Source organism: Streptomyces ardesiacus, assembly GCF_003112575.1.
Taxonomy (GTDB): domain Bacteria; phylum Actinomycetota; class Actinomycetes; order Streptomycetales; family Streptomycetaceae; genus Streptomyces; species Streptomyces ardesiacus.
On the sequence record NZ_BEWC01000005.1, the window covers coordinates 383,584 to 401,941 of the forward strand.

At 71.7% G+C, this 18,358-nt stretch carries 19 protein-coding genes; 10 read left to right on the forward strand and 9 right to left on the reverse strand.

Annotation, left to right across the window (positions count from 1 at the left end; genetic code table 11):
• Positions 1-30 precede the first annotated feature (30 nt).
• Both Sdi02f_RS18315 and Sdi02f_RS18320 read right to left on the reverse strand, forming a co-directional pair.
• On the reverse strand, positions 31-1,008 hold the full coding sequence (locus tag Sdi02f_RS18315) for a pirin family protein (RefSeq protein WP_108933772.1): 978 nt from the start codon (positions 1,006-1,008) through the stop codon (positions 31-33).
• A gap of 115 nt (positions 1,009-1,123) precedes the next feature.
• Positions 1,124-1,594, reverse strand: a complete 471-nt coding sequence (locus Sdi02f_RS18320; RefSeq protein WP_003975142.1) for an SseB family protein — start codon at positions 1,592-1,594, stop codon at positions 1,124-1,126.
• Between the two features lie 149 nt (positions 1,595-1,743).
• Between Sdi02f_RS18320 and Sdi02f_RS18325 the strand changes: the two genes are divergently transcribed.
• The 4 genes from Sdi02f_RS18325 to Sdi02f_RS18340 all read left to right on the forward strand — a co-directional run bounded on the left by Sdi02f_RS18325 (position 1,744) and on the right by Sdi02f_RS18340 (position 5,903).
• Positions 1,744-3,570, forward strand: a complete 1,827-nt coding sequence (locus tag Sdi02f_RS18325) for an acyl-CoA dehydrogenase (protein ID WP_030401531.1) — start codon at positions 1,744-1,746, stop codon at positions 3,568-3,570.
• 97 nt (positions 3,571-3,667) lie between these two features.
• Positions 3,668-4,966 (forward strand): M18 family aminopeptidase, encoded by a 1,299-nt coding sequence (locus Sdi02f_RS18330; protein ID WP_108933672.1) that lies wholly within the window; start codon positions 3,668-3,670, stop codon positions 4,964-4,966.
• A gap of 114 nt (positions 4,967-5,080) precedes the next feature.
• Positions 5,081-5,332, forward strand: a complete 252-nt coding sequence (locus tag Sdi02f_RS18335) for a DUF6458 family protein (protein ID WP_030401533.1) — start codon at positions 5,081-5,083, stop codon at positions 5,330-5,332.
• A 76-nt stretch (positions 5,333-5,408) separates the two neighbouring features.
• Positions 5,409-5,903 carry an LURP-one-related/scramblase family protein gene (locus Sdi02f_RS18340; protein WP_030401534.1) on the forward strand — a complete coding sequence of 165 codons (495 nt, stop codon included), beginning with the start codon at positions 5,409-5,411 and terminating at the stop codon, positions 5,901-5,903.
• A gap of 7 nt (positions 5,904-5,910) precedes the next feature.
• Here the strand turns inward: Sdi02f_RS18340 and Sdi02f_RS18345 are convergent, their stop codons facing one another.
• Both Sdi02f_RS18345 and Sdi02f_RS18350 read right to left on the reverse strand, forming a co-directional pair.
• Positions 5,911-6,369, reverse strand: a complete 459-nt coding sequence (locus tag Sdi02f_RS18345) for a DUF2867 domain-containing protein (protein ID WP_030401535.1) — start codon at positions 6,367-6,369, stop codon at positions 5,911-5,913.
• A 67-nt stretch (positions 6,370-6,436) separates the two neighbouring features.
• A complete protein-coding gene (locus tag Sdi02f_RS18350) occupies positions 6,437-7,246 on the reverse strand; it encodes a carbon-nitrogen family hydrolase (RefSeq protein WP_031085779.1) in 810 nt (269 codons plus the stop codon).
• A 182-nt stretch (positions 7,247-7,428) separates the two neighbouring features.
• Between Sdi02f_RS18350 and Sdi02f_RS18355 the strand changes: the two genes are divergently transcribed.
• Positions 7,429-8,253, forward strand: coding sequence for a maleylpyruvate isomerase family mycothiol-dependent enzyme (locus Sdi02f_RS18355; protein WP_030401537.1), 825 nt, complete (start codon positions 7,429-7,431; stop codon positions 8,251-8,253).
• A gap of 118 nt (positions 8,254-8,371) precedes the next feature.
• On the opposite strand, the gene Sdi02f_RS18360 is transcribed toward Sdi02f_RS18355, so the two are convergent.
• Both Sdi02f_RS18360 and Sdi02f_RS18365 read right to left on the reverse strand, forming a co-directional pair.
• Positions 8,372-9,682 (reverse strand): MFS transporter, encoded by a 1,311-nt coding sequence (locus tag Sdi02f_RS18360; RefSeq protein WP_030401538.1) that lies wholly within the window; start codon positions 9,680-9,682, stop codon positions 8,372-8,374.
• Positions 9,679-10,329, reverse strand: coding sequence for a GntR family transcriptional regulator (locus Sdi02f_RS18365; protein WP_030401539.1), 651 nt, complete (start codon positions 10,327-10,329; stop codon positions 9,679-9,681). The genes Sdi02f_RS18360 and Sdi02f_RS18365 overlap by 4 nt, the downstream gene beginning before the upstream one ends.
• A 220-nt stretch (positions 10,330-10,549) precedes the next feature.
• Between Sdi02f_RS18365 and Sdi02f_RS18370 the strand changes: the two genes are divergently transcribed.
• The 3 genes from Sdi02f_RS18370 to Sdi02f_RS18380 all read left to right on the forward strand — a co-directional run bounded on the left by Sdi02f_RS18370 (position 10,550) and on the right by Sdi02f_RS18380 (position 12,989).
• A complete protein-coding gene (locus tag Sdi02f_RS18370; RefSeq protein WP_055467954.1) occupies positions 10,550-11,482 on the forward strand; it encodes a D-alanyl-D-alanine carboxypeptidase family protein in 933 nt (310 codons plus the stop codon).
• 158 nt (positions 11,483-11,640) lie between these two features.
• Positions 11,641-11,988 carry a GntR family transcriptional regulator gene (locus tag Sdi02f_RS18375; RefSeq protein WP_030401541.1) on the forward strand — a complete coding sequence of 116 codons (348 nt, stop codon included), beginning with the start codon at positions 11,641-11,643 and terminating at the stop codon, positions 11,986-11,988.
• Positions 11,985-12,989, forward strand: coding sequence for a DUF1648 domain-containing protein (locus Sdi02f_RS18380; RefSeq protein ID WP_108933673.1), 1,005 nt, complete (start codon positions 11,985-11,987; stop codon positions 12,987-12,989). The genes Sdi02f_RS18375 and Sdi02f_RS18380 overlap by 4 nt, the downstream gene beginning before the upstream one ends.
• A gap of 82 nt (positions 12,990-13,071) precedes the next feature.
• Here the strand turns inward: Sdi02f_RS18380 and Sdi02f_RS18385 are convergent, their stop codons facing one another.
• From Sdi02f_RS18385 to pdhA, 3 genes are read right to left on the reverse strand one after another with little or no spacing between them, the layout of a single operon-like run.
• Positions 13,072-14,517: a dihydrolipoamide acetyltransferase family protein gene (locus tag Sdi02f_RS18385; RefSeq protein WP_167458196.1), complete on the reverse strand. Its 1,446-nt coding sequence runs from the start codon at positions 14,515-14,517 to the stop codon at positions 13,072-13,074.
• A 10-nt stretch (positions 14,518-14,527) separates the two neighbouring features.
• Positions 14,528-15,508: an alpha-ketoacid dehydrogenase subunit beta gene (locus Sdi02f_RS18390; RefSeq protein ID WP_037798476.1), complete on the reverse strand. Its 981-nt coding sequence runs from the start codon at positions 15,506-15,508 to the stop codon at positions 14,528-14,530.
• A gap of 1 nt (position 15,509) precedes the next feature.
• A complete protein-coding gene (pdhA, locus tag Sdi02f_RS18395; protein ID WP_031085789.1) occupies positions 15,510-16,754 on the reverse strand; it encodes a pyruvate dehydrogenase (acetyl-transferring) E1 component subunit alpha in 1,245 nt (414 codons plus the stop codon).
• Between the two features lie 324 nt (positions 16,755-17,078).
• Between pdhA and Sdi02f_RS18400 the strand changes: the two genes are divergently transcribed.
• On the forward strand, positions 17,079-17,735 hold the full coding sequence (locus Sdi02f_RS18400; protein WP_030401546.1) for a response regulator: 657 nt from the start codon (positions 17,079-17,081) through the stop codon (positions 17,733-17,735).
• 180 nt (positions 17,736-17,915) lie between these two features.
• Complete coding sequence (locus Sdi02f_RS18405; RefSeq protein WP_030401547.1) at positions 17,916-18,323, forward strand: hypothetical protein; 408 nt, start codon at positions 17,916-17,918, stop codon at positions 18,321-18,323.
• Positions 18,324-18,358: the final 35 nt, after the last annotated feature.

Sequence of the window (18,358 nt, forward strand, 5' to 3'; positions counted from 1 at the left end):
GCGCGGACGGCCCGCCCGGGTGACGCCCGGTCAGGCGCCGGGGCCCTCCTGCGACATCCCGTGCACGGCCGGGATCGTGCCCAGCCGGCCCTTCTGGAAGTCCTCGAAGGCCTGCATCAGCTCGTCCTTGGTGTTCATCACGAACGGGCCGTAGTGGACCATCGGCTCCCGGATGGGCCGCCCGCCGAGCAGCACGACCTCCAGGTCCGGGGTGTGGGAGTCCTGCTTCTCGTCCGCGCGGACGGTCAGCGAGCCCCCGGCGCCGAAGACGGCGGTCTGGCCCAGGTGGATCGGACGCCGCTCGGCGCCCACGGACCCGCGCCCGGCCATGACGTACGCCAGGCCGTTGAAGTCCTCCCGCCAGGGCAGGGTGACCTCGGCGCCCGGCGCCAGGGTCGCGTGGACCATCGTGATCGGCGTGTGCGTGATGCCGGGGCCCTCGTGCCCGTCCAGCTCACCGGCGATAACGCGCAGCAGCGCGCCGCCGTCGGGGGTGGTCAGGAGCTGGACGTTGCCACCGCGGATGTCCTGGTAGCGCGGCGCCATCATCTTGTCCTTGGCCGGGAGGTTCACCCACAGCTGCAGGCCGTGGAAGAGACCGCCGGACATGACCAGCGACTCCGGCGGCGCCTCGATGTGCAGCAGCCCGGAGCCGGCGGTCATCCACTGGGTGTCCCCGTTGGTGATGGTGCCGCCGCCACCGTTGGAGTCCTGGTGGTCGAAGATCCCGTCGATGATGTAGGTGACGGTCTCGAAGCCGCGGTGGGGATGCCACGGGGTCCCTTTCGGCTCCCCAGGCTGATACTCCACCTCGCCCATCTGGTCCATCATGATGAACGGGTCGAGGTGGCGGTAGTTGATCCCGGCGAACGCGCGGCGCACCGGGAAGCCCTCGCCCTCGAAACCGCTGGGCGCGGTCGTGACGGTGAGCACGGGACGCGCGACGGCGTCGGCGGGCGCGGATACGCGGGGCAGCGTCAACGGGTTCTCGACGGTCACTGCGGGCATGTCGACCTCCTCGGGCGGCGTGCGCCCCACTTTAGTTGAGCGTTGAACTTCTTGCCACCTCAAACGAAGAAAGCCCGGAGGGCATTCCCTCCGGGCTCGCGGCGACGGCGGCAGGTCACCCGTACATGCGGCGCATGGCGAAATCGACCATCTGTTCGACGGCCTTCGCGTCGAACACCATCCGGTGCTCGCCCTCCATGTCCAGGACGAAGCCGTAGCCGGTCGGCAGCAGGTCGATCACCTCGGCGCCGGTGATCACGAAGTACTTCGACTCCTTGCCCGCGTACCGCCGCAGCTCCTTCAGGCCGGTGAACATCGGGATCACCGGCTGCTGGGTGTTGTGCAGCGCGAGGAAGCCGGGGTTGTCGCCGCGCGGGCAGTAGACCTTCGAGGTCGCGAAGATCTGCTGGAAGTCCTCGGCGGACATCTGGCCGGTGGTGAAGGCGCGCACCGCGTCCGCGAGCGAGGGCGGGGACGGCTCGGGGTACAGCGGCGGCTGCTGGCCGTACCCGCCGCCCATCGGCTGCTGCGGGGGCGGGGCGTACTGCTGCTGCTGTTGGCCCGCGGTCTGGTCGTAGCCGTACATGCAGCACAGAGTAACGAGTAACGAGTCACAGATGGGCGGCTCGGGGTTGCTTCTTATTACCGACGGGTAGCATCATCGGAGCTACTAGTTGGTACGTGTACGGATGCGAGGAGCGAGTGCCTCGCCGATCTCTCAACGGAGCCGTCGCCATGGGGCACTACAAGCCGAATCTCCGGGACATCGAGTTCAACCTCTTCGAGGTGCTCGGCCGTGACAAGGTGTACGGCACGGGCCCGTTCGCGGAGATGGACACGGACACCGCCAAGAGCGTGCTGGAGGAGCTGACCCGCCTCTCCGAGAACGAGCTGGCCGAGTCCTTCGCCGACGCCGACCGCAACCCGCCGGTCTTCGACCCGGAGACCAACACGGCGCCGGTCCCGGCCTCCTTCAAGAAGAGCTACCAGGCCTTCATGGACTCCGAGTACTGGCGCCTCGGCCTGCCCGAGGAGATCGGCGGCACCACCTCGCCGCGCTCCCTGATCTGGGCCTACGCGGAGCTGATCCTCGGCGCCAACCCGGCCGTGTGGATGTACTCCTCCGGCCCGGCGTTCGCCGGCATCCTCTTCGAGGAGGGCAACGAGGTCCAGAAGCACATCGCCTCGATCGCCGTCGAGAAGCAGTGGGGCTCCACCATGGTCCTCACCGAGCCGGACGCCGGTTCGGACGTGGGCGCCGGCCGCACCAAGGCCGTCGAGCAGGAGGACGGCTCCTGGCACATCGAGGGCGTGAAGCGCTTCATCACGTCCGGCGAGCACGACATGTCGGAGAACATCCTCCACTACGTCCTCGCCCGCCCCGAGGGCGCCGGCCCCGGCACCAAGGGCCTGTCCCTCTTCCTCGTCCCGAAGTACGAGTTCGACTTCGAGACCGGCGAGCTGGGCGAGCGCAACGGCGTCTACGCCACCAACGTCGAGCACAAGATGGGCCTGAAGGCCTCCAACACCTGCGAGATGACCTTCGGCGACCGCCACCCCGCCAAGGGCTGGCTGATCGGCGACAAGCACGACGGCATCCGCCAGATGTTCCGGATCATCGAGTTCGCCCGCATGATGGTCGGCACGAAGGCGATCTCCACCCTCTCCACGGGCTACCTCAACGCCCTGGAGTACGCCAAGGAGCGCGTGCAGGGCCCGGACCTGGCCAACTTCATGGACAAGACGGCCCCCAAGGTCACCATCACGCACCACCCGGACGTGCGCCGCTCGCTGATGACGCAGAAGGCGTACGCCGAGGGCATGCGCGCCCTGGTGATGTACACCGCCTCCGTGCAGGACGAGATCCAGGTCAAGGAGGCGAACGGCGAGGACGCCTCGGCCGAGCACGCCCTCAACGACCTGCTCCTGCCGGTCGTGAAGGGCTACGGCTCGGAGAAGGCCTACGAGCAGCTCGCCCAGTCCCTGCAGACCTTCGGCGGCTCCGGGTTCCTCCAGGAGTACCCGATCGAGCAGTACATCCGCGACGCCAAGATCGACACCCTGTACGAGGGCACCACGGCCATCCAGGGCCAGGACTTCTTCTTCCGGAAGATCGTCCGCAACCAGGGCGCCGCGCTGAACTCGCTCGCCGAGGACATCAAGAAGTTCCTGGCACTGGCCACCGGCGGCGAGGAGCTGGCCGGCGCCCGCGAGCACCTGGCCAAGGCCGCCGTCGAGCTGGAGGCCATCGTCGGCCTGATGCTCACCGACCTCGCGGCCACCGAGCAGGACGTCAAGAACATCTACAAGGTCGGGCTCAACACCACCCGCCTGCTCCAGGCCTCCGGCGACGTGATCGTCGGCTACCTGCTCCTCAAGGGCGCCGCCGTCGCCGCCGAGAAGCTGCCGACCGCGTCCGCCAAGGACAAGGCCTTCTACACCGGCAAGATCGCCGCGGCGAAGTTCTTCGCGGCCAACGTCCTGCCCGGCCTCACCCTGGCCCGCAAGGTCGCCCAGGGCGTCGAGCTGGACCTGATGGAGCTGGACGAGGCCGCGTTCTAGGACCGGCCCGGCCTCCGCACCCCTTCCGGACACCCTGACGAGGGCCCGCTCCCGCTCCACGGGGAGCGGGCCCCCGTACGTCGTTAAGGTGAACCCCATGAGCGCACCCTCCCGCTTCGACCGCGGCCACACCGACGACCTGATGACCTTCCTGTCGGCGAGCCCGACCCCGTACCACGCCGTGGCGAACGCCGCCGAGCGCCTGGAGAAGGCCGGTTTCCGGCAGGTCGCCGAGACGGACGCCTGGGACGGGACGAGCGGCGGCCGCTACGTGCTGCGCGGCGGCGCGATCATCGCCTGGTACGTCCCGGAGGGCGCCGCCGCCCACACCCCCTTCCGCATCGTCGGCGCCCACACCGACTCCCCCAACCTGCGCGTCAAGCCCCGCCCGGACACCGGTGCGCACGGCTGGCGCCAGGTCGCCGTGGAGATCTACGGCGGCCCGCTGATGAACTCCTGGCTCGACCGCGACCTGGGCCTGGCCGGCCGGCTCTCGCTGCGCGACGGCTCCACCCGCCTGGTGAACGTCGACCGCCCGCTGCTGCGCGTCCCGCAGCTCGCCATCCACATGGACCGCGCGGTCTCCACGGACGGCCTCAAGCTCGACAAGCAGCGCCACCTCCAGCCCGTCTGGGGCCTGGGCGACACCGTGCGCGACGGCGACCTGATCGCCTTCCTGGAGGACGAGGCGGGCCTGTCCCGCGGCGAGGTCACCGGCTGGGACCTGATGACGCACTCCGTCGAGCCCCCGGCGTACCTGGGCCGCGACCGGGAGCTGGTGGCGGGCCCGCGGATGGACAACCTGCTGTCCGTGCACGCCGGTACGGCCGCCCTGGCCGCGGTCGCGGCCTCCGGCAGCGACCTCACCCACATCCCCGTGCTGGCCGCCTTCGACCACGAGGAGACCGGCTCGCAGTCGGACACGGGCGCCGACGGCCCGCTGCTGGGCAGCGTGCTGGAGCGCTCGGTGTTCGCCCGCGGCGGCTCCTACGAGGACCGGGCGCGCGCCTTCGCGGGCACGGTCTGCCTGTCCTCCGACACGGGCCACGCCGTCCACCCCAACTACGCGGAGCGGCACGACCCGACGCACCACCCGCGCGCGGGCGGCGGCCCGATCCTCAAGGTCAACGTCAACAACCGCTACGCCACCGACGGTTCGGGCCGCGCGGTGTTCGCCGCGGCCTGCGAGAAGGCAGACGTCCCCTTCCAGACCTTCGTCTCCAACAACTCCATGCCGTGCGGCACCACCATCGGCCCCATCACCGCGGCCCGGCACGGCATCAGCACCGTCGACATCGGCGTGGCCATCCTGTCGATGCACAGCGCCCGGGAGTTGTGCGGCGCCGACGACCCGTACCTGCTGGCCAACGCGCTGGTGGCCTTCCTCCGGCCGTAGGGGCGCGCGGACAACACCGCCCCGCGGCATGAGGGTTGGAGCCGGGGGTACCCGCACGGAACCGGATCGGCCGGAAACCCGGAACCGACCGGATCTGACAGGGAGGCAACACTCATGGGCCTCGGCGGGTGCATCATCCTCATCGCCGTGGGAGCCATCCTCACGTTCGCGACCGACTGGGACATGCGGGGGGTCAACCTCGACCTGGTCGGTGTGATCTTCATGGTCGTCGGCCTGATCGGCGTCGCGACGTTCAGCAGCATCGCCCGGCGCCGCCGCGTCGTGATGCCACCGACGACCCCGGTCGTGGAGGAACCGCCCCACCACCACACGCAGGACGGCTACCAGAACGGCTACGGCGCCTGAACCGGCCGGGCCCGGCACTCAGCCTGTCGGCCTACCGGCCGCGTTCCGCGGCGCCCGGCGGGGAAGCGGTCAGGGCATGAGATTCCTCGTGTACGACCGGCTCCTCGGCATCGGTGACGACTACTGGATCGAGGACGACCGCGGCAACAAGGTCTTCCTCGTCGACGGCAAGGCGCTGCGGCTGCGGGACACCTGGGAGCTGAAGGACGCCCAGGGGCGCGTGCTCATCGACATCCACCAGAAGATGTTCGCCCTGCGCGACACGATGGTGATCGAGCGGGGCGGCGAGCCCCTGGCCCGCCTCAAGCGGAAACGTCTCTCCCTGCTGCGCAACCACTACCGCGTCACCCTGGCCGACGGCACCGAACTGGACGTCAGCGGCAAGATCCTCGACCGGGAGTTCGCCATCGAGTACGACGGCGAACTCCTGGCCGTCGTCTCCCGCCGCTGGCTGACCCTCCGCGACACCTACGGCGTGGACGTCGTACGGGAGGACGCGGACCCGGCGCTGCTGATCGCCCTGACCGTGTGCGTGATCCACCTGGCGGAGAAGGAGCGGGAGGACGGCTGAGGGGCCCTCAGGCCGTGCGGCGCACGGCGCGGCCCAGGAGCAGCGGCACGACCAGGTGGTGCACCGGCGCGGCGAGGGACCACCGGGCCCGGCCGCCGCGGCGGGCGAAGGTGGCGTACGTCGCCCAGAGCAGCCGCGTCCCGTCGACCGTCACGACGTTGCGCACGGTCAGCGACGGGGCGCGGGCCTCCAGGGCGATCAGCTCCGGCCCGCACTCCACGGTGCGCCAGCCGATCACGTGCCGTGCCGAGGACCGCGGTCCCAGCCGCAGGCCCAGCACGCCCGACCAGCCGGTCCGCAGCAGCTCGCGCAGCAGGGCCGGCGTGTCCTCGAAGGTGGAGCGGGCCCACTCCTCGGCCGTGCGGTGCGGCAGCCCGGCGAGCGGGAGCGCGAACGCCGACGCGAAGTGGGCGCCGTCGGCCGGGATCCGGACGCGACGGACGACAGGGGTGCCGGTCGATGTCATGCGCGGGAGTGTAGGAGGCGTGACGGGCGTCCCCGGGCCGTGTTGCGCCGCGCCCGCCCTGCCGCCCCTACCGCTCCCGCTGCCGCCGCGGGGGCTCCAGCCCGAGCACCCGGTCCTTGAGGGCGGGGAACTGCTCCCGGGTCCGCGCCACCTTGGCCGTGTCGAGGTCCACCGTGAGGACCTCCTCGCCGGCGCCCGCCTCGGCGAGCACCTCGCCCCAGGGATCCACCACGATCGAGTGACCGGCCTGCGGAACTCCGGCGTGCGTCCCGGCCGTTCCGCAGGCGAGGACGAACGCCTGGTTCTCCACCGCGCGTGCCCGGGCCAGGAGTGTCCAGTGGGACCGGCGGCGCTCGGGCCAGCCCGCCGGGACGACGAGGACCTCGGCACCGGCGTCGACGAGGGAGCGGAAGAGTTCGGGGAAGCGCAGGTCGTAGCAGGTGGCCACGCCGAGCGTGGTGGTGTCCGGCACCCGGACCGTCACCGGCTCGCGCCCCGCGCCCATGAGCACGGCCTCGCCCTTGTCGAAGCCGAAGCGGTGGATCTTGCGGTAGGAGGCGGCCAGATCGCCGGAGGGGGAGAGCACGAGGGAGGTGTTGTAGAGCCGTCCGTCCGTGCCGCGCTCGGGGACCGACCCGGCGTGCAGCCACACGCCCGCGTCGCCCGCCGCCTCGGCCATCGCCTCGTACGTCGGTCCGCGCAGCGGCTCGGCCGCCGCGTCGAACGCCTCGAAGGCGAACGCGCCCGTGGTCCACAGCTCCGGCAGCACCACGAGGTCGGCGCCCGCCTGCTCCCGCACCAGGGCAGCCGCCCGCAGGCGACGCGCTTCGACCGTTTCGTCCTCGTTCACGGCGATTTGGATCAGAGAGGCGCGCACACTACCACCGTCCTGGCATTCGAGCCGTCCACACGGGCCTACGATCGTCACACGAAAGCACTGCCGGGGTGCCGCACAGCAGCGTAACTTAGCCTCTCAAGACGCCCGCCGACTGCCGCCGCCGCCACTGGCACCGCCGCCACCAACCGCCCGTGTACCGACCGCCGAGGGGTCCCGTTTCCGTGAGTCTGCATCCCACCCTCCAGCCCTACGCCGACGCCTGGACTCACTCCATCGAGGCGATATCCGAGCTGGTCCAGCCGCTTGTGGAGGCAGAGTGGAACCGCCGGACCCCCTGCCCGGGGTGGTCGGTGCGCGACGTCGTCTCGCACGTGCTGGGCCTGGACTCCGAGATGCTCGGCGACCCGCGCCCCATCCACGCCCTCCCGCGCGACCTCTTCCACGTGACGAGCGACCACCAGCGCTACATGGAGATGCAGGTCGACGTCCGCCGCCACCACACCGCACCGGAGATGACCTCCGAGCTGGAGTACATGATCATCCGGCGCAACCGCCAGCTGCGCAACGAGTCAAGGGACCCCGGCACGAAGGTGCGCGGCCCGCTCGGCACCGAGCTGACCCTCGAGGAGTCGATGCGCCGGCACGCCTTCGACGTGTGGGCGCACGAGCAGGACCTGCGCACGGCCCTGGGCCGCCCCGGCAACCTCGACTCCCCCGGCGCGCACGTCGCCCGTGACGTGCTGCTCGGCGAACTGCCCGCCGTCGTCGCCGACCGTGCCGACGCGCCGCGCAGCTCGGCCGTCGTCTTCGACGTGCACGGCCCGGTCGAGTTCCTGCGCACCGTCCGCGTCGACATCCAGGGCCGCGGCACCCTCGAATCGTCCCCGGCCCTCGGCCCCGCCGCCACCCTCAGCCTCGACTGGGAGACCTACGTCCGGCTGGCCTGCGGCCGGGTGACCCCGGAGGCGGTGAAGGACCGCATCAAGACGGAGGGCGACCCGGAGCTGGCGACGGCGATCCTGCACCATTTCACCGTCACGCCGTGACGATCGCTCCCCCGTTGGGGGATGGCCCCTTTGGGGAGACCGAGGACCAGGCCGTTCAGGCCGGAGCGGAGGGCTGGGGGCGGCGGCCCCCGGCCGGGCCGGCACCCGCGCCGGGTGCCTACACGGGCACGTGCACCGTCTCCACCCGGCTGACGACCAACCGCTCCCGCTCCCGCCGCGCGGCCCGCTTCCGCAACCGCAGGATCTGCGAGACCCCCAGCGCCTGCAGCACGAACACGGACGAGAAGGCGACGGCGTAGTCGTCCCCGGTCGCGTCCAGCAGCACCCCCACCGCGAACAACGTGGTCATCGACGCCACGAAGCCGCCCATGTTGGTGATCCCGGACGCCGTCCCCTGCCGCTCCGGCGGATTCGCCGGCCGCGCGAAGTCGAAACCGATCATCGACGCCGGCCCGCACGCCCCCAGCACCGCGCACAGCACCACGAGCAGCCACATCGGCGCGTGCTCGGCCGGGTAGACCAGCGTCGCGGCCCACAGCGCGGCCGTCGCACCCACCGTGCCCAGCGCCAGCGGCAGCCGCGCCGCGTGGTGCCGGGCGATGACCTGGCCGTATACCAGGCCGACCGCCATGTTGGACAGCACGACGAGGGTGAGCAGCGTGCCCGCCGTGGCCCGGGACAGCCCCTGTGCCTCGACCAGGAACGGCATGCCCCACAGCAGCAGGAACACCATCGCCGGGAACTGGGTGGTGAAGTGCACCCACAGCCCCAGCCGCGTCCCCGGCTCGCGCCAGGCCGTGGCGATCTGCTGCCGCACGTAGGCGGCTCCCTGGTGCGGCAGCGGCTCCGGCTCGTGGCCCTCGGGGTGGTCCTTGAGGAAGAGGAGCAGCAGGACGAAGACGACGACGCCCGCCAGCGCGCTGCCCGCGAAGGCCGCCGTCCAGCCGATGCCGTGCAGCAGCCGGGCCAGGACGAGGGTGGAGACCAGGTTGCCCGCCATGCCGGCCAGACCGGCGAGCTGGGCGACCATCGGACCGCGCCGGGCCGGGAACCAGCGGGTGCCCAGCCGCAGCACGCTGATGAACGTCATCGCGTCACCGCAGCCCAGCAGCGCCCGCGAGGCCAGCGCCATGCCGTACGAGGGGGAGAAGGCGAAGCCGAGCTGCCCGGCCGTGAAGAGCACGACGCCGATTCCCAGCACCCTCTTCGTGCCGAGCCGGTCGACCAGCAGGCCGACGGGTATCTGCATGCCGGCGTAGACCAGCAGCTGGAGGATGGAGAAGGTGGACAGCGCGGAGGCGTTGACGTGGAAGCGGTCGGCGGCGTCGAGGCCCGCGACCCCGAGCGAGGTGCGGAAGATGACGGCGACGAAGTAGACCGCCACGCCGATGCCCCACACGGCGATCGCCCGCCGGCCCCCCGGAGGATCACCGGGCAGGACGCGGCCGGCCGAGGTGGCCGCGCTCATCGGACCTCCCCCCGGGCCAGGTTCGAGAACCAGCCCACGTGCCGTCCCACCACGCGCACGGCGGCGTCCGCGTCCCCGGCGCGCAGCGCGTCGAGGATCTCCTCGTGCTCGGCGAGGGTGTGGGCGATCCGGTCGGGGTGGGAGTGCATGACGGCGACGCCCATGCGCAACTGGCGGTCGCGGAGCTGGTCGTAGAGGCGGGAGAGGATCTCGTTGCCGCCGCTGCGGACGATCTCCGCGTGGAAGCACCGGTCGGTGACGGAGGCGGCGGCGAAGTCACCGGCATCCGCCTGCTCCTTCTGCCGGGCGAGCAGCTCCTCCAGCCGTTCGACCAGCCCGGGCGGGGCGGGTACGGCCTTCCGGGCCGCGTGCTCCTCGACCAGCAGCCGGGTCTCCACCACGTCCGCGATCTCCTGCGCCGAGACGGGCAGGACCAGGGCGCCCTTCTTGGGGTAGAGCCGCAGCAGCCCCTCGACCTCCAGCCGGAGCAGCGCCTCGCGCACCGGCGTGCGGGAGACGCCGACGGCCTCGGCCAGCTCCCCTTCGGTGAGCAGCGTCCCGCCCTCGTACCGGCGCTCCAGGACGCCTTGCTTGACGTGGGTGTAGACGCGGTCCGCCGCCGGGGGTTGCTTCACTGCCGTGGTCATGAGGACAGGATAGATACAACAGGGACACAAGACGGATCCGTTCCAGCATCCGGACGCCGCCCCGACCCGCTCACTCGCCAGGGGGGAACCCGGGACCCCCTCCGCCCCGCCGTGCAACCTTTCGCCCCCTTCGGGTGTCGCACTGACGCGGCCACAGCTCCACCGACCACAACTCGGCCGCGTTCCAGGTGACTTCACCACAATCGGGGTAATCAACTCAATGAACACCATTCCGGGCAGCCGTCCGCACAGGGCCTTCGCCGTCGCCCTGACCGGCGGCGCCGTCCTGGCCACCGGGGCCCTCGCCACCGCACCCGCACAGGCCGCCGCACCCGAGCGCGCCCCGGCCGCCGCCGCGCGGGCCGCCGCCGCGCCCTCGATCGCCGCCAAGGGCGGCTTCGTGATGAACAACGCGACCGGCACGTCGCTCTACACCAAGGCCGCCGACACCAAGCGCTCCACCGGCTCCACAACCAAGATCATGACTGCCAAGGTCGTCCTCTCCCAGCCGAAGCTGAACCTGGACGCCAAGGTCACGATCCAGATGGCGTACAGCGACTACATCGTGTCGAAGAACGCCTCCTCCGCCCGCCTGATCGTCGGCGACAAGGTGACGGTCCGCCAGTTGCTGTACGGCCTGATGCTGCCGTCCGGCTGCGACGCCGCGTACGCCCTGGCCGACAAGTTCGGCACGGGCAAGACGCGGGCGGCGCGCGTGAAGTCGTTCATCGGCAAGATGAACGCGACCGCCAAGAGCCTCGGCCTGAAGAACACGCACTTCGATTCCTTCGACGGCATCGGCAACGGCAAGAACTACTCCACGCCGCGCGACCTCACCAAGCTCGCGAGCAACGCGATGAAGAACTCCACCTTCCGCACCGTCGTCAAGACCAAGAAGTACACGGCGAGGACGACGACCAAGAAGGGCGGTACCCGCACGATGGCGCCCTGGACCAACACCAACACGCTGCTGGGCAGTTACAGCGGCGCGATCGGCGTGAAGACCGGCTCGGGCCCCGAGGCCAAGTACTGCCTGGTCTTCGCCGCGACCCGGAAGGGCAAGACCGTGATCGGCACGGTGCTGGCCTCCTCGTCGTCGGCGCAGCGCGCCAAGGACGCCACGAAGCTGATGAACTACGCCTTCACCAAGTAGACCCGGCACCCGCGCACCATTGCCGGGAAGGGCCCGTCGCCGACGCGACGGGCCCTTCCCGCTGCCCGGGCCCATGACCCGAAGCCCTCGGCCCCGCCCCCCCGGCAGCCGGAACCACCTGCCCCAATGAAGCGCATGGTGATAGTGTCATTAGCACCATGCTGCTGAGTCTGGACAAGACCGACACCCGCCCCCTGCACGAGCAGGTGGCCGGCGCCGTACGGCGCGCCATCGCCGAGGGGGAGTGCGCCCCCGGGGACCGCCTTCCCTCGGCCCGCGACCTCTCCGAGGCGCTGGACGTCAACGTCAACACCGTGCTGCGCGCACTGCGCGGCCTGCGGGACGAGGGACTGCTGGAGTTCCGCCGGGGCCGGGGGGTGACGGTGGCCGAGGGCGCCCGGCCGCACTCCGAACTGCAGATCCGGGTGGGGGAACTGCTCGCCGAGGCGGCACGGCTGGGCTACAGCAGGACCGATCTCATCGACATGATCAGGGGGTTGCCATGAGGGACGGGACGGCCACAAGGGCCACGACGACGGGAGGCGCGGTGACGGCGCTGTGGACGGCCGGGGTCACGGTCGTACTCGCCGGGATGCCGCTCCTGGCGCGCGACCGGCTCCCGGACCGGCTGGCGACCCACTGGGGCCTCGACGGCGAGGTCCCCGACGGCTCGATGCCCCTGTGGGCGGCGTCCCTCTTCCCCGCGCTGATCTGGCTGGTGACGGCGGCCGCGGTCATCGTCCCCCTGCTGCGCGCCGGCCCGGCGGCCCACCCGTGGACCACCGCGGTCCTGCTCCCCATGGGCATCGTCCTCACCGGAGCGCAGGCCGCGGTCATCCGCTCCAACCTGGACCGCGCGGACTGGCACGAGGCCCGCCAGCCCACCGGCTGGGTCGTCGCCATCCTCGTCGCGGCCGTACTCGCGGGCGTGGCCGGCTGGCTGCTCGTCTCCCGGCGGCGCGGCACCCCGGACGACACCGCGACGCCCGACGAGGGCGCCCCCGCGCTGGACATCCCGAAGGGTCGGCGGCTGGTCTGGTTCTCCCGGAGCGCCAACCCCTGGCTGCAGTTGCTCGCGGCCGGGACCGGCCTGGTGGCCGTGGGCGCGCTCGTCGCCCTGGTCGGCGGACTGGCCGCCCCGGGCAGCCTGTGGTCCCTGTTCACCGGCTGCGCCGTCGCGTCCGTCGCCTGCGCGATCTTCTCCTCGGTCCAGGCCCGCGTCTCCGAGCGGGGCCTGGAGGTCTCCTTCGGCCCCCTGGGCTGGCCCGGACGCCGGTGGGCGCCCGGCGACATCGAGACGGCGCGCATGGAGGTCCGCCGTCCCGCCGAGGTCGGCGGCTGGGGCTACCGCTTCAGCGGCCTCGGCACCACGGTGATGCTGCGCGCAGGCGAGTGCCTGGTCGTGCGTCCCCGGGGCCGCCGCAGCGACTTCGCGGTGAGCGTCGACGACGCGGAGCGCGGCGCGGCCCTCCTCAACGCCCTGCGCACGAACGGGAAGCGGGGCTGAACCGACCCGGTACGGCGCAAGGGGCGTCGCGAGTCGGACTCGCGGCGCCCCTTGCGTCAGGAACCTGTTCGGTGCTCGGCCGTCAGGCCCAGCTGATCAGCCGCTTCGGCTGCTCCAGGACCGCCGCCACGTCGGCGAGGACCTTGGACCCCAGCTCGCCGTCGACCAGGCGGTGGTCGAAGCTCAGGGCGAGGGTGGTCACCTGACGCGGCTTCACCTTGCCCTTGTGGACCCACGGCTGGAGCTTGATCGCACCGACCGCGAGGATCGCGGACTCGCCCGGGTTGAGGATCGGCGTACCGGTGTCGACGCCGAAGACGCCGACGTTGGTGATGGTCACCGTGCCACCCTGCATGGCGGCCGGGGAGGTCTTGCCCTCCCGGGCCGTCGAGACCAGCTCCCCCAGGGAACCCGCCAGTTGCGGCAGGGTCTGGGCGTGGGCGTCCTTGATGTTCGGGACGATCAGACCGCGCGGGGTGGCGGCGGCGATGCCCAGGTTGACGTAGTGCTTGACCACGATCTCCTGGGCGGCCTCGTCCCAGGAGGCGTTGATGTCCGGGTTGCGCCGGATCGCGACCAGCAGGGCCTTGGCGATCAGGAGCAGCGGGTTCACCCGCAGGCCCGCGTACTCCTTGTCCTGCTTCAGCTCCTCGACCAGCTTCATCGTGCGCGTCACGTCGACCGTGACGAACTCGGTGACGTGCGGCGCCGTGAACGCCGAGCCGACCATCGCCGCCGCCGTCGCCTTGCGCACACCCTTGACCGGGACACGCGTCTCGCGCCCCGTGTCGTACGACGTCGGCGCCGCCGCCGGGGACGGGGCGGGCGTGACGGGCGCGGGTGCCGCCTGCGGCTCGGGCGTCGCGGACCGGGCCGTCACCGCGGCGTGGACGTCCTCGCGGGTGATGATGCCGTCCGGGCCGGAGGGGACCACGGTCGTCAGGTCGACGCCGAGGTCCTTGGCCAGCTTGCGCACCGGGGGCTTGGCCAGGGGGCGGTCCCCGGTGACCGGCGCCGCCGGGGCGGCCGGAGCGGCCGGTTCCGCGGGTCCGTGGCCGTTCAGCTCGGCCTGGACCGCCGCGGACGCCTCCTGCGCGCCGGCCGGGGCCTGGCCGCCCTTGCGGGGACGGCGCCTGGTCGAGGAGGTGGCGACCCCATACCCGACCAGGACCGGCTGGCGGCCCTCGGGCTTGGGCTCCTCCGCCTCGGCGGTGGCCGGCGTGTCCGCCACGGCCTCCTGCGCCGGCTCGGCGGCCGCCGCCGCACCGTCGCCCACCGCCACCGCGATGATCGACGTGCCCACGTCGACCGTGGTGCCCTCGGGGAAGTGCAGCTCGCGGACCACGCCGTCGTAGGGGATGGGCAGTTCGACGGCGGCCTTGGCCGTCTCGACCTCGCACACCACCTGGCCGTCGGTGACCGTGTCACCGGGCTGGACGTACCACTTGAGGATCTCTGCCTCGGTGAGTCCCTCGCCCACGTCGGGCATCTTGAACTCACGCACGGAGCTGTCCGTCATCGTCGTCACGCTCCCCTCCTCAGTACGCCAGCGAGCGGTCGACGGCATCCAGCACCCGGTCCAGGTCGGGCAGGTACTCCTCCTCCAGGCGGGCCGGCGGGTACGGGGCGTGGTAGCCACCGACCCTGAGCACCGGGGCCTCCAGGTGGTAGAAGCAGCGCTCCGTGATCCGGGCGGCGATCTCCGCGCCCGAGCCCAGGAACACCGGCGCCTCGTGGACCACGACCAGGCGGCGGGTCTTCTCCACCGACGCCTGGACGGTGTCGAAGTCGACCGGCGAGATCGAACGCAGGTCGACGACCTCCAGGGAGCGGCCCTCCTCGGCCGCCGCGTCGGCGACCTCCTGGCAGAGCTTCACCATCGGGCCGTAGGCGGCCAGCGTGAGGTCGGTGCCCTCGCGAACCACCCGCGCGGTGTGCAGCGGGCCGGGGATGGCCTCCTTGTCGACCTCGGCCTTGTCCCAGTACCGGCGCTTGGGCTCGAAGTAGATCACCGGGTCGTCGCTCTGGATGGCCTGCTGCATCATCCAGTACGCGTCCGCCGCGTTGGACGGGCTGACCACCTTCAGGCCCGCCACGTGCGCGAACAGCGCCTCGGGGGACTCGGAGTGGTGCTCGACCGCGCCGATGCCGCCGCCGTAGGGGATGCGGATGACCACCGGCATCTTGACCTTGCCCAGCGAGCGGGCGTGCATCTTGGCGAGCTGGGTGACGATCTGGTCGTAGGCCGGGAAGACGAAGCCGTCGAACTGGATCTCCACCACCGGGCGGTACCCGCGCAGGGCCAGGCCGATGGCGGTGCCGACGATGCCGGACTCGGCCAGCGGGGTGTCGATGACCCGGTCCTCGCCGAAGTCCTTCTGCAGGCCGTCGGTGACCCGGAAGACACCGCCGAGCTTGCCGACGTCCTCGCCCATGATCAGGACCTTGGGGTCCGACTCCAGCGCGCGGCGCAGCGACTCGTTGATCGCCTTCGCCAGCGCCATCTTCTCCGCTGCCATGTCAGACCCCCTCTGCGTCGGCGAACGACGCCTGGTACGCGGCGAACTGCGCCCGCTCCTCGTCCACGAGCGCGTGTCCGTCCGCGTACACGTTCTCGAAGATGGCGAAACGGTCCGGGTCCGGCATGGCACGGACCACTTCGCGCACTCGTTTGCCCAACGTCTCGCTCTCGGCCTCCAGTTCCGCGAAGAATCCCTCGTCCGTGTGGTGTGCGGACTCCAGGAAGCGGCGAAGGCGCAGGATCGGGTCCTTGGCCTCCCAGGCGGCCCGCTCGTCGTCGTGCCGGTAGCGGGAGGGGTCGTCCGACGTGGTGTGGGCGCCCATGCGGTACGTGAACGCCTCGATCAGGGCCGGTCCCTCGCCGCGGCGCGCGCGGTCCAGGGCCCAGCGGGTGACCGCGAGGGAGGCCAGCACGTCGTTGCCGTCGACGCGGACGCCGGGGAAGCCGAAGCCCTGGGCGCGCTGGTAGAGCGGCACCCGGGTCTGCTTCTCGTTGGACTCGGAGATCGCCCACTGGTTGTTCTGGCAGAAGAACACCACGGGGGCGTTGTAGACGGCGGCGAAGTTGAACGCCTCGCTCACGTCGCCCTGGCTGGAGGCGCCGTCGCCGAAGTAGGCGATCACGCCCGAGTCGGCGCCGTCCTTGGCCACGCCCATCGCGTAGCCCGTGGCGTGCAGCGCCTGCGAGCCGATGACGATGGTGTACAGGTGGAAGTTGTTGCTGTTGGGGTCCCAGCCGCCGTTGTTCACGCCGCGGAACATGCCGAGCAGGTTGGTCGGGTCCACCCCGCGGCACCAGGCGACGCCGTGCTCGCGGTAGGTCGGGAAGACGTAGTCGTCCTCGCGGGTGGCCCGGCCGGAACCGATCTGGGCGGCCTCCTGGCCCAGCAGGGAGGCCCACAGGCCCAGCTCGCCCTGGCGCTGCAGGGCGGTGGCCTCGGCGTCGAAGCGCCGGGTGAGCACCATGTCGCGGTACAGGCCGCGCAGCTCCTCGGGGGTGATGTCGGCGACGTACGAGGCGTACTCGGCGTGAGCGGCGTCCTCGACCCGCTCGCCCTCGGGCGTCAGCAACTGCACCAGTTCCGGCTCGGTGCCCTTCCGGGCGGCGGTACGGGTGCTGCGAGTGGTGCGCTTGCCGGTGCCGGCCTTGGTGCCGGTGGTCCCGGCCGCCTTGGTGCCGGTGGTGCCGGCCGCCTTGCTTCCGGCGCTGCGTCGCGGCTTGCGCGCGGCAGTGCTCTCGGTCACGTGTGCTCCTCCGTCGGTCCGGCCCCCGGGTTCGCCGGAAGCCAGTGCGGCTCACCTGCGGCCCGGTGGGACGCACAAGGGTGGGTGCGGCCCGGTCGGGAACAGGCGTGACAGGTGCCCCGGCGAGCGCCCTGCGAACAGCACGTTACCCAGTGCTCCACATTTCTGTGAAACCCCTCCTGACCTGCGTTTTTACTCGGATATCCAAGTAAATCGACGTAGGGCGGAAGTTTTACTGGTCACAGCCTTGCAGGGGGCCGGAACAACGGCACGTTATCCCGGCCACCCCGGGCACGGGAAGAGCCGGTGTGTGACACTGACCGCGTGCGCGAAGACGGAAAAATCCGGGTATTCCTCCTCGACGACCACGAGGTGGTGCGGCGCGGGGTGCACGACCTGCTCGCCGGCGAGGCCGACATCGAGGTGGTGGGCGAGGCCGGCACGGCCGCCGAGGCGCAGGCCCGGGTCACCGCCACCCGTCCGGACGTCGCCGTGCTGGACGTACGGCTGCCGGACGGCAGCGGCGTCGAGGTCTGCCGCGACATCCGCTCCCGGGACGAGTCCGTGCGCTGCCTGATGCTGACCTCCTTCGCGGACGACGAGGCCCTCTTCGACGCGATCATGGCCGGCGCCTCCGGTTACGTCCTCAAGGACATCCGCGGCGCCGAGCTGCTCACCGCCGTCCGGGAGGTGGCGGCCGGGAAGTCGCTGCTCGACCCGGCGGCCACCGCGCGGGTGCTGGAGCGGCTGCGCGACGGCGGCGCGAAGCCCGACGACCGGCTGGCCCGCCTCACCGACCAGGAGCGCCGCATCCTGGAGCTGATCGGCGAGGGCCTGACCAACCGCGCCATCGGCGAGCGGCTGCACCTGGCGGAGAAGACGATCAAGAACTACGTGTCGAGCCTGCTGGGCAAGCTCGGCATGCAGCGGCGCTCCCAGGCGGCCGCCTTCGTGGCCCGGCTGGAGGCCGAGAACCGCTGACGGGGCTCCGTTCCGCGCCCGGCCGCCCCGGTTGCCCCGGCCGACCCGACCGCCCCGAAGGCCCCGAAGGCCCCGAAGACCCCGAAGACCCCGACCGCGGGCTTACTCGGGACTTACGTCCCCTCCTGTCGGGGCGGGCGACTCTGGTGCGGTGCCGCGCGCTCGCGCACAGTGAGTCCCATGCCCTCCGACGAACAGCTCGCCGTCGGCCTGCTCGGCCGCACCGCCTACGGCCGGGCGGCCACCACCATGCGCGCCCTGCCCATCCTCGCCCTCGCGCGCCACATCGTGACCGACGGCCGGGTGCTGCTGCGCATGCCCAGGAGCTGGGGGTACCACCAGGTGTGCGCCGGGAGCGTCGTCGCGTACGGAGCGGACAACCTGACCTCCGCGCGGCCCGGCGAGAGCCTGTGGACCGTGCAGGTCGTGGGCCGGTGCGAGGCCCACGAGCCGAGCGCCGCCGAGCTGGAGCGGTTCGGTCCCGCGCCGAGCCGGGTGGACGGCGAGCCGTTCGAACCCGCCTACCTGAGCGTCGACCCGCAGTTCGGCACGGTGCACTTCACGGACGGGGCGACGGGGCCCGCGTAGGCGAACGCAACGCGCGCGTGGAGCCCGTTTCCGGG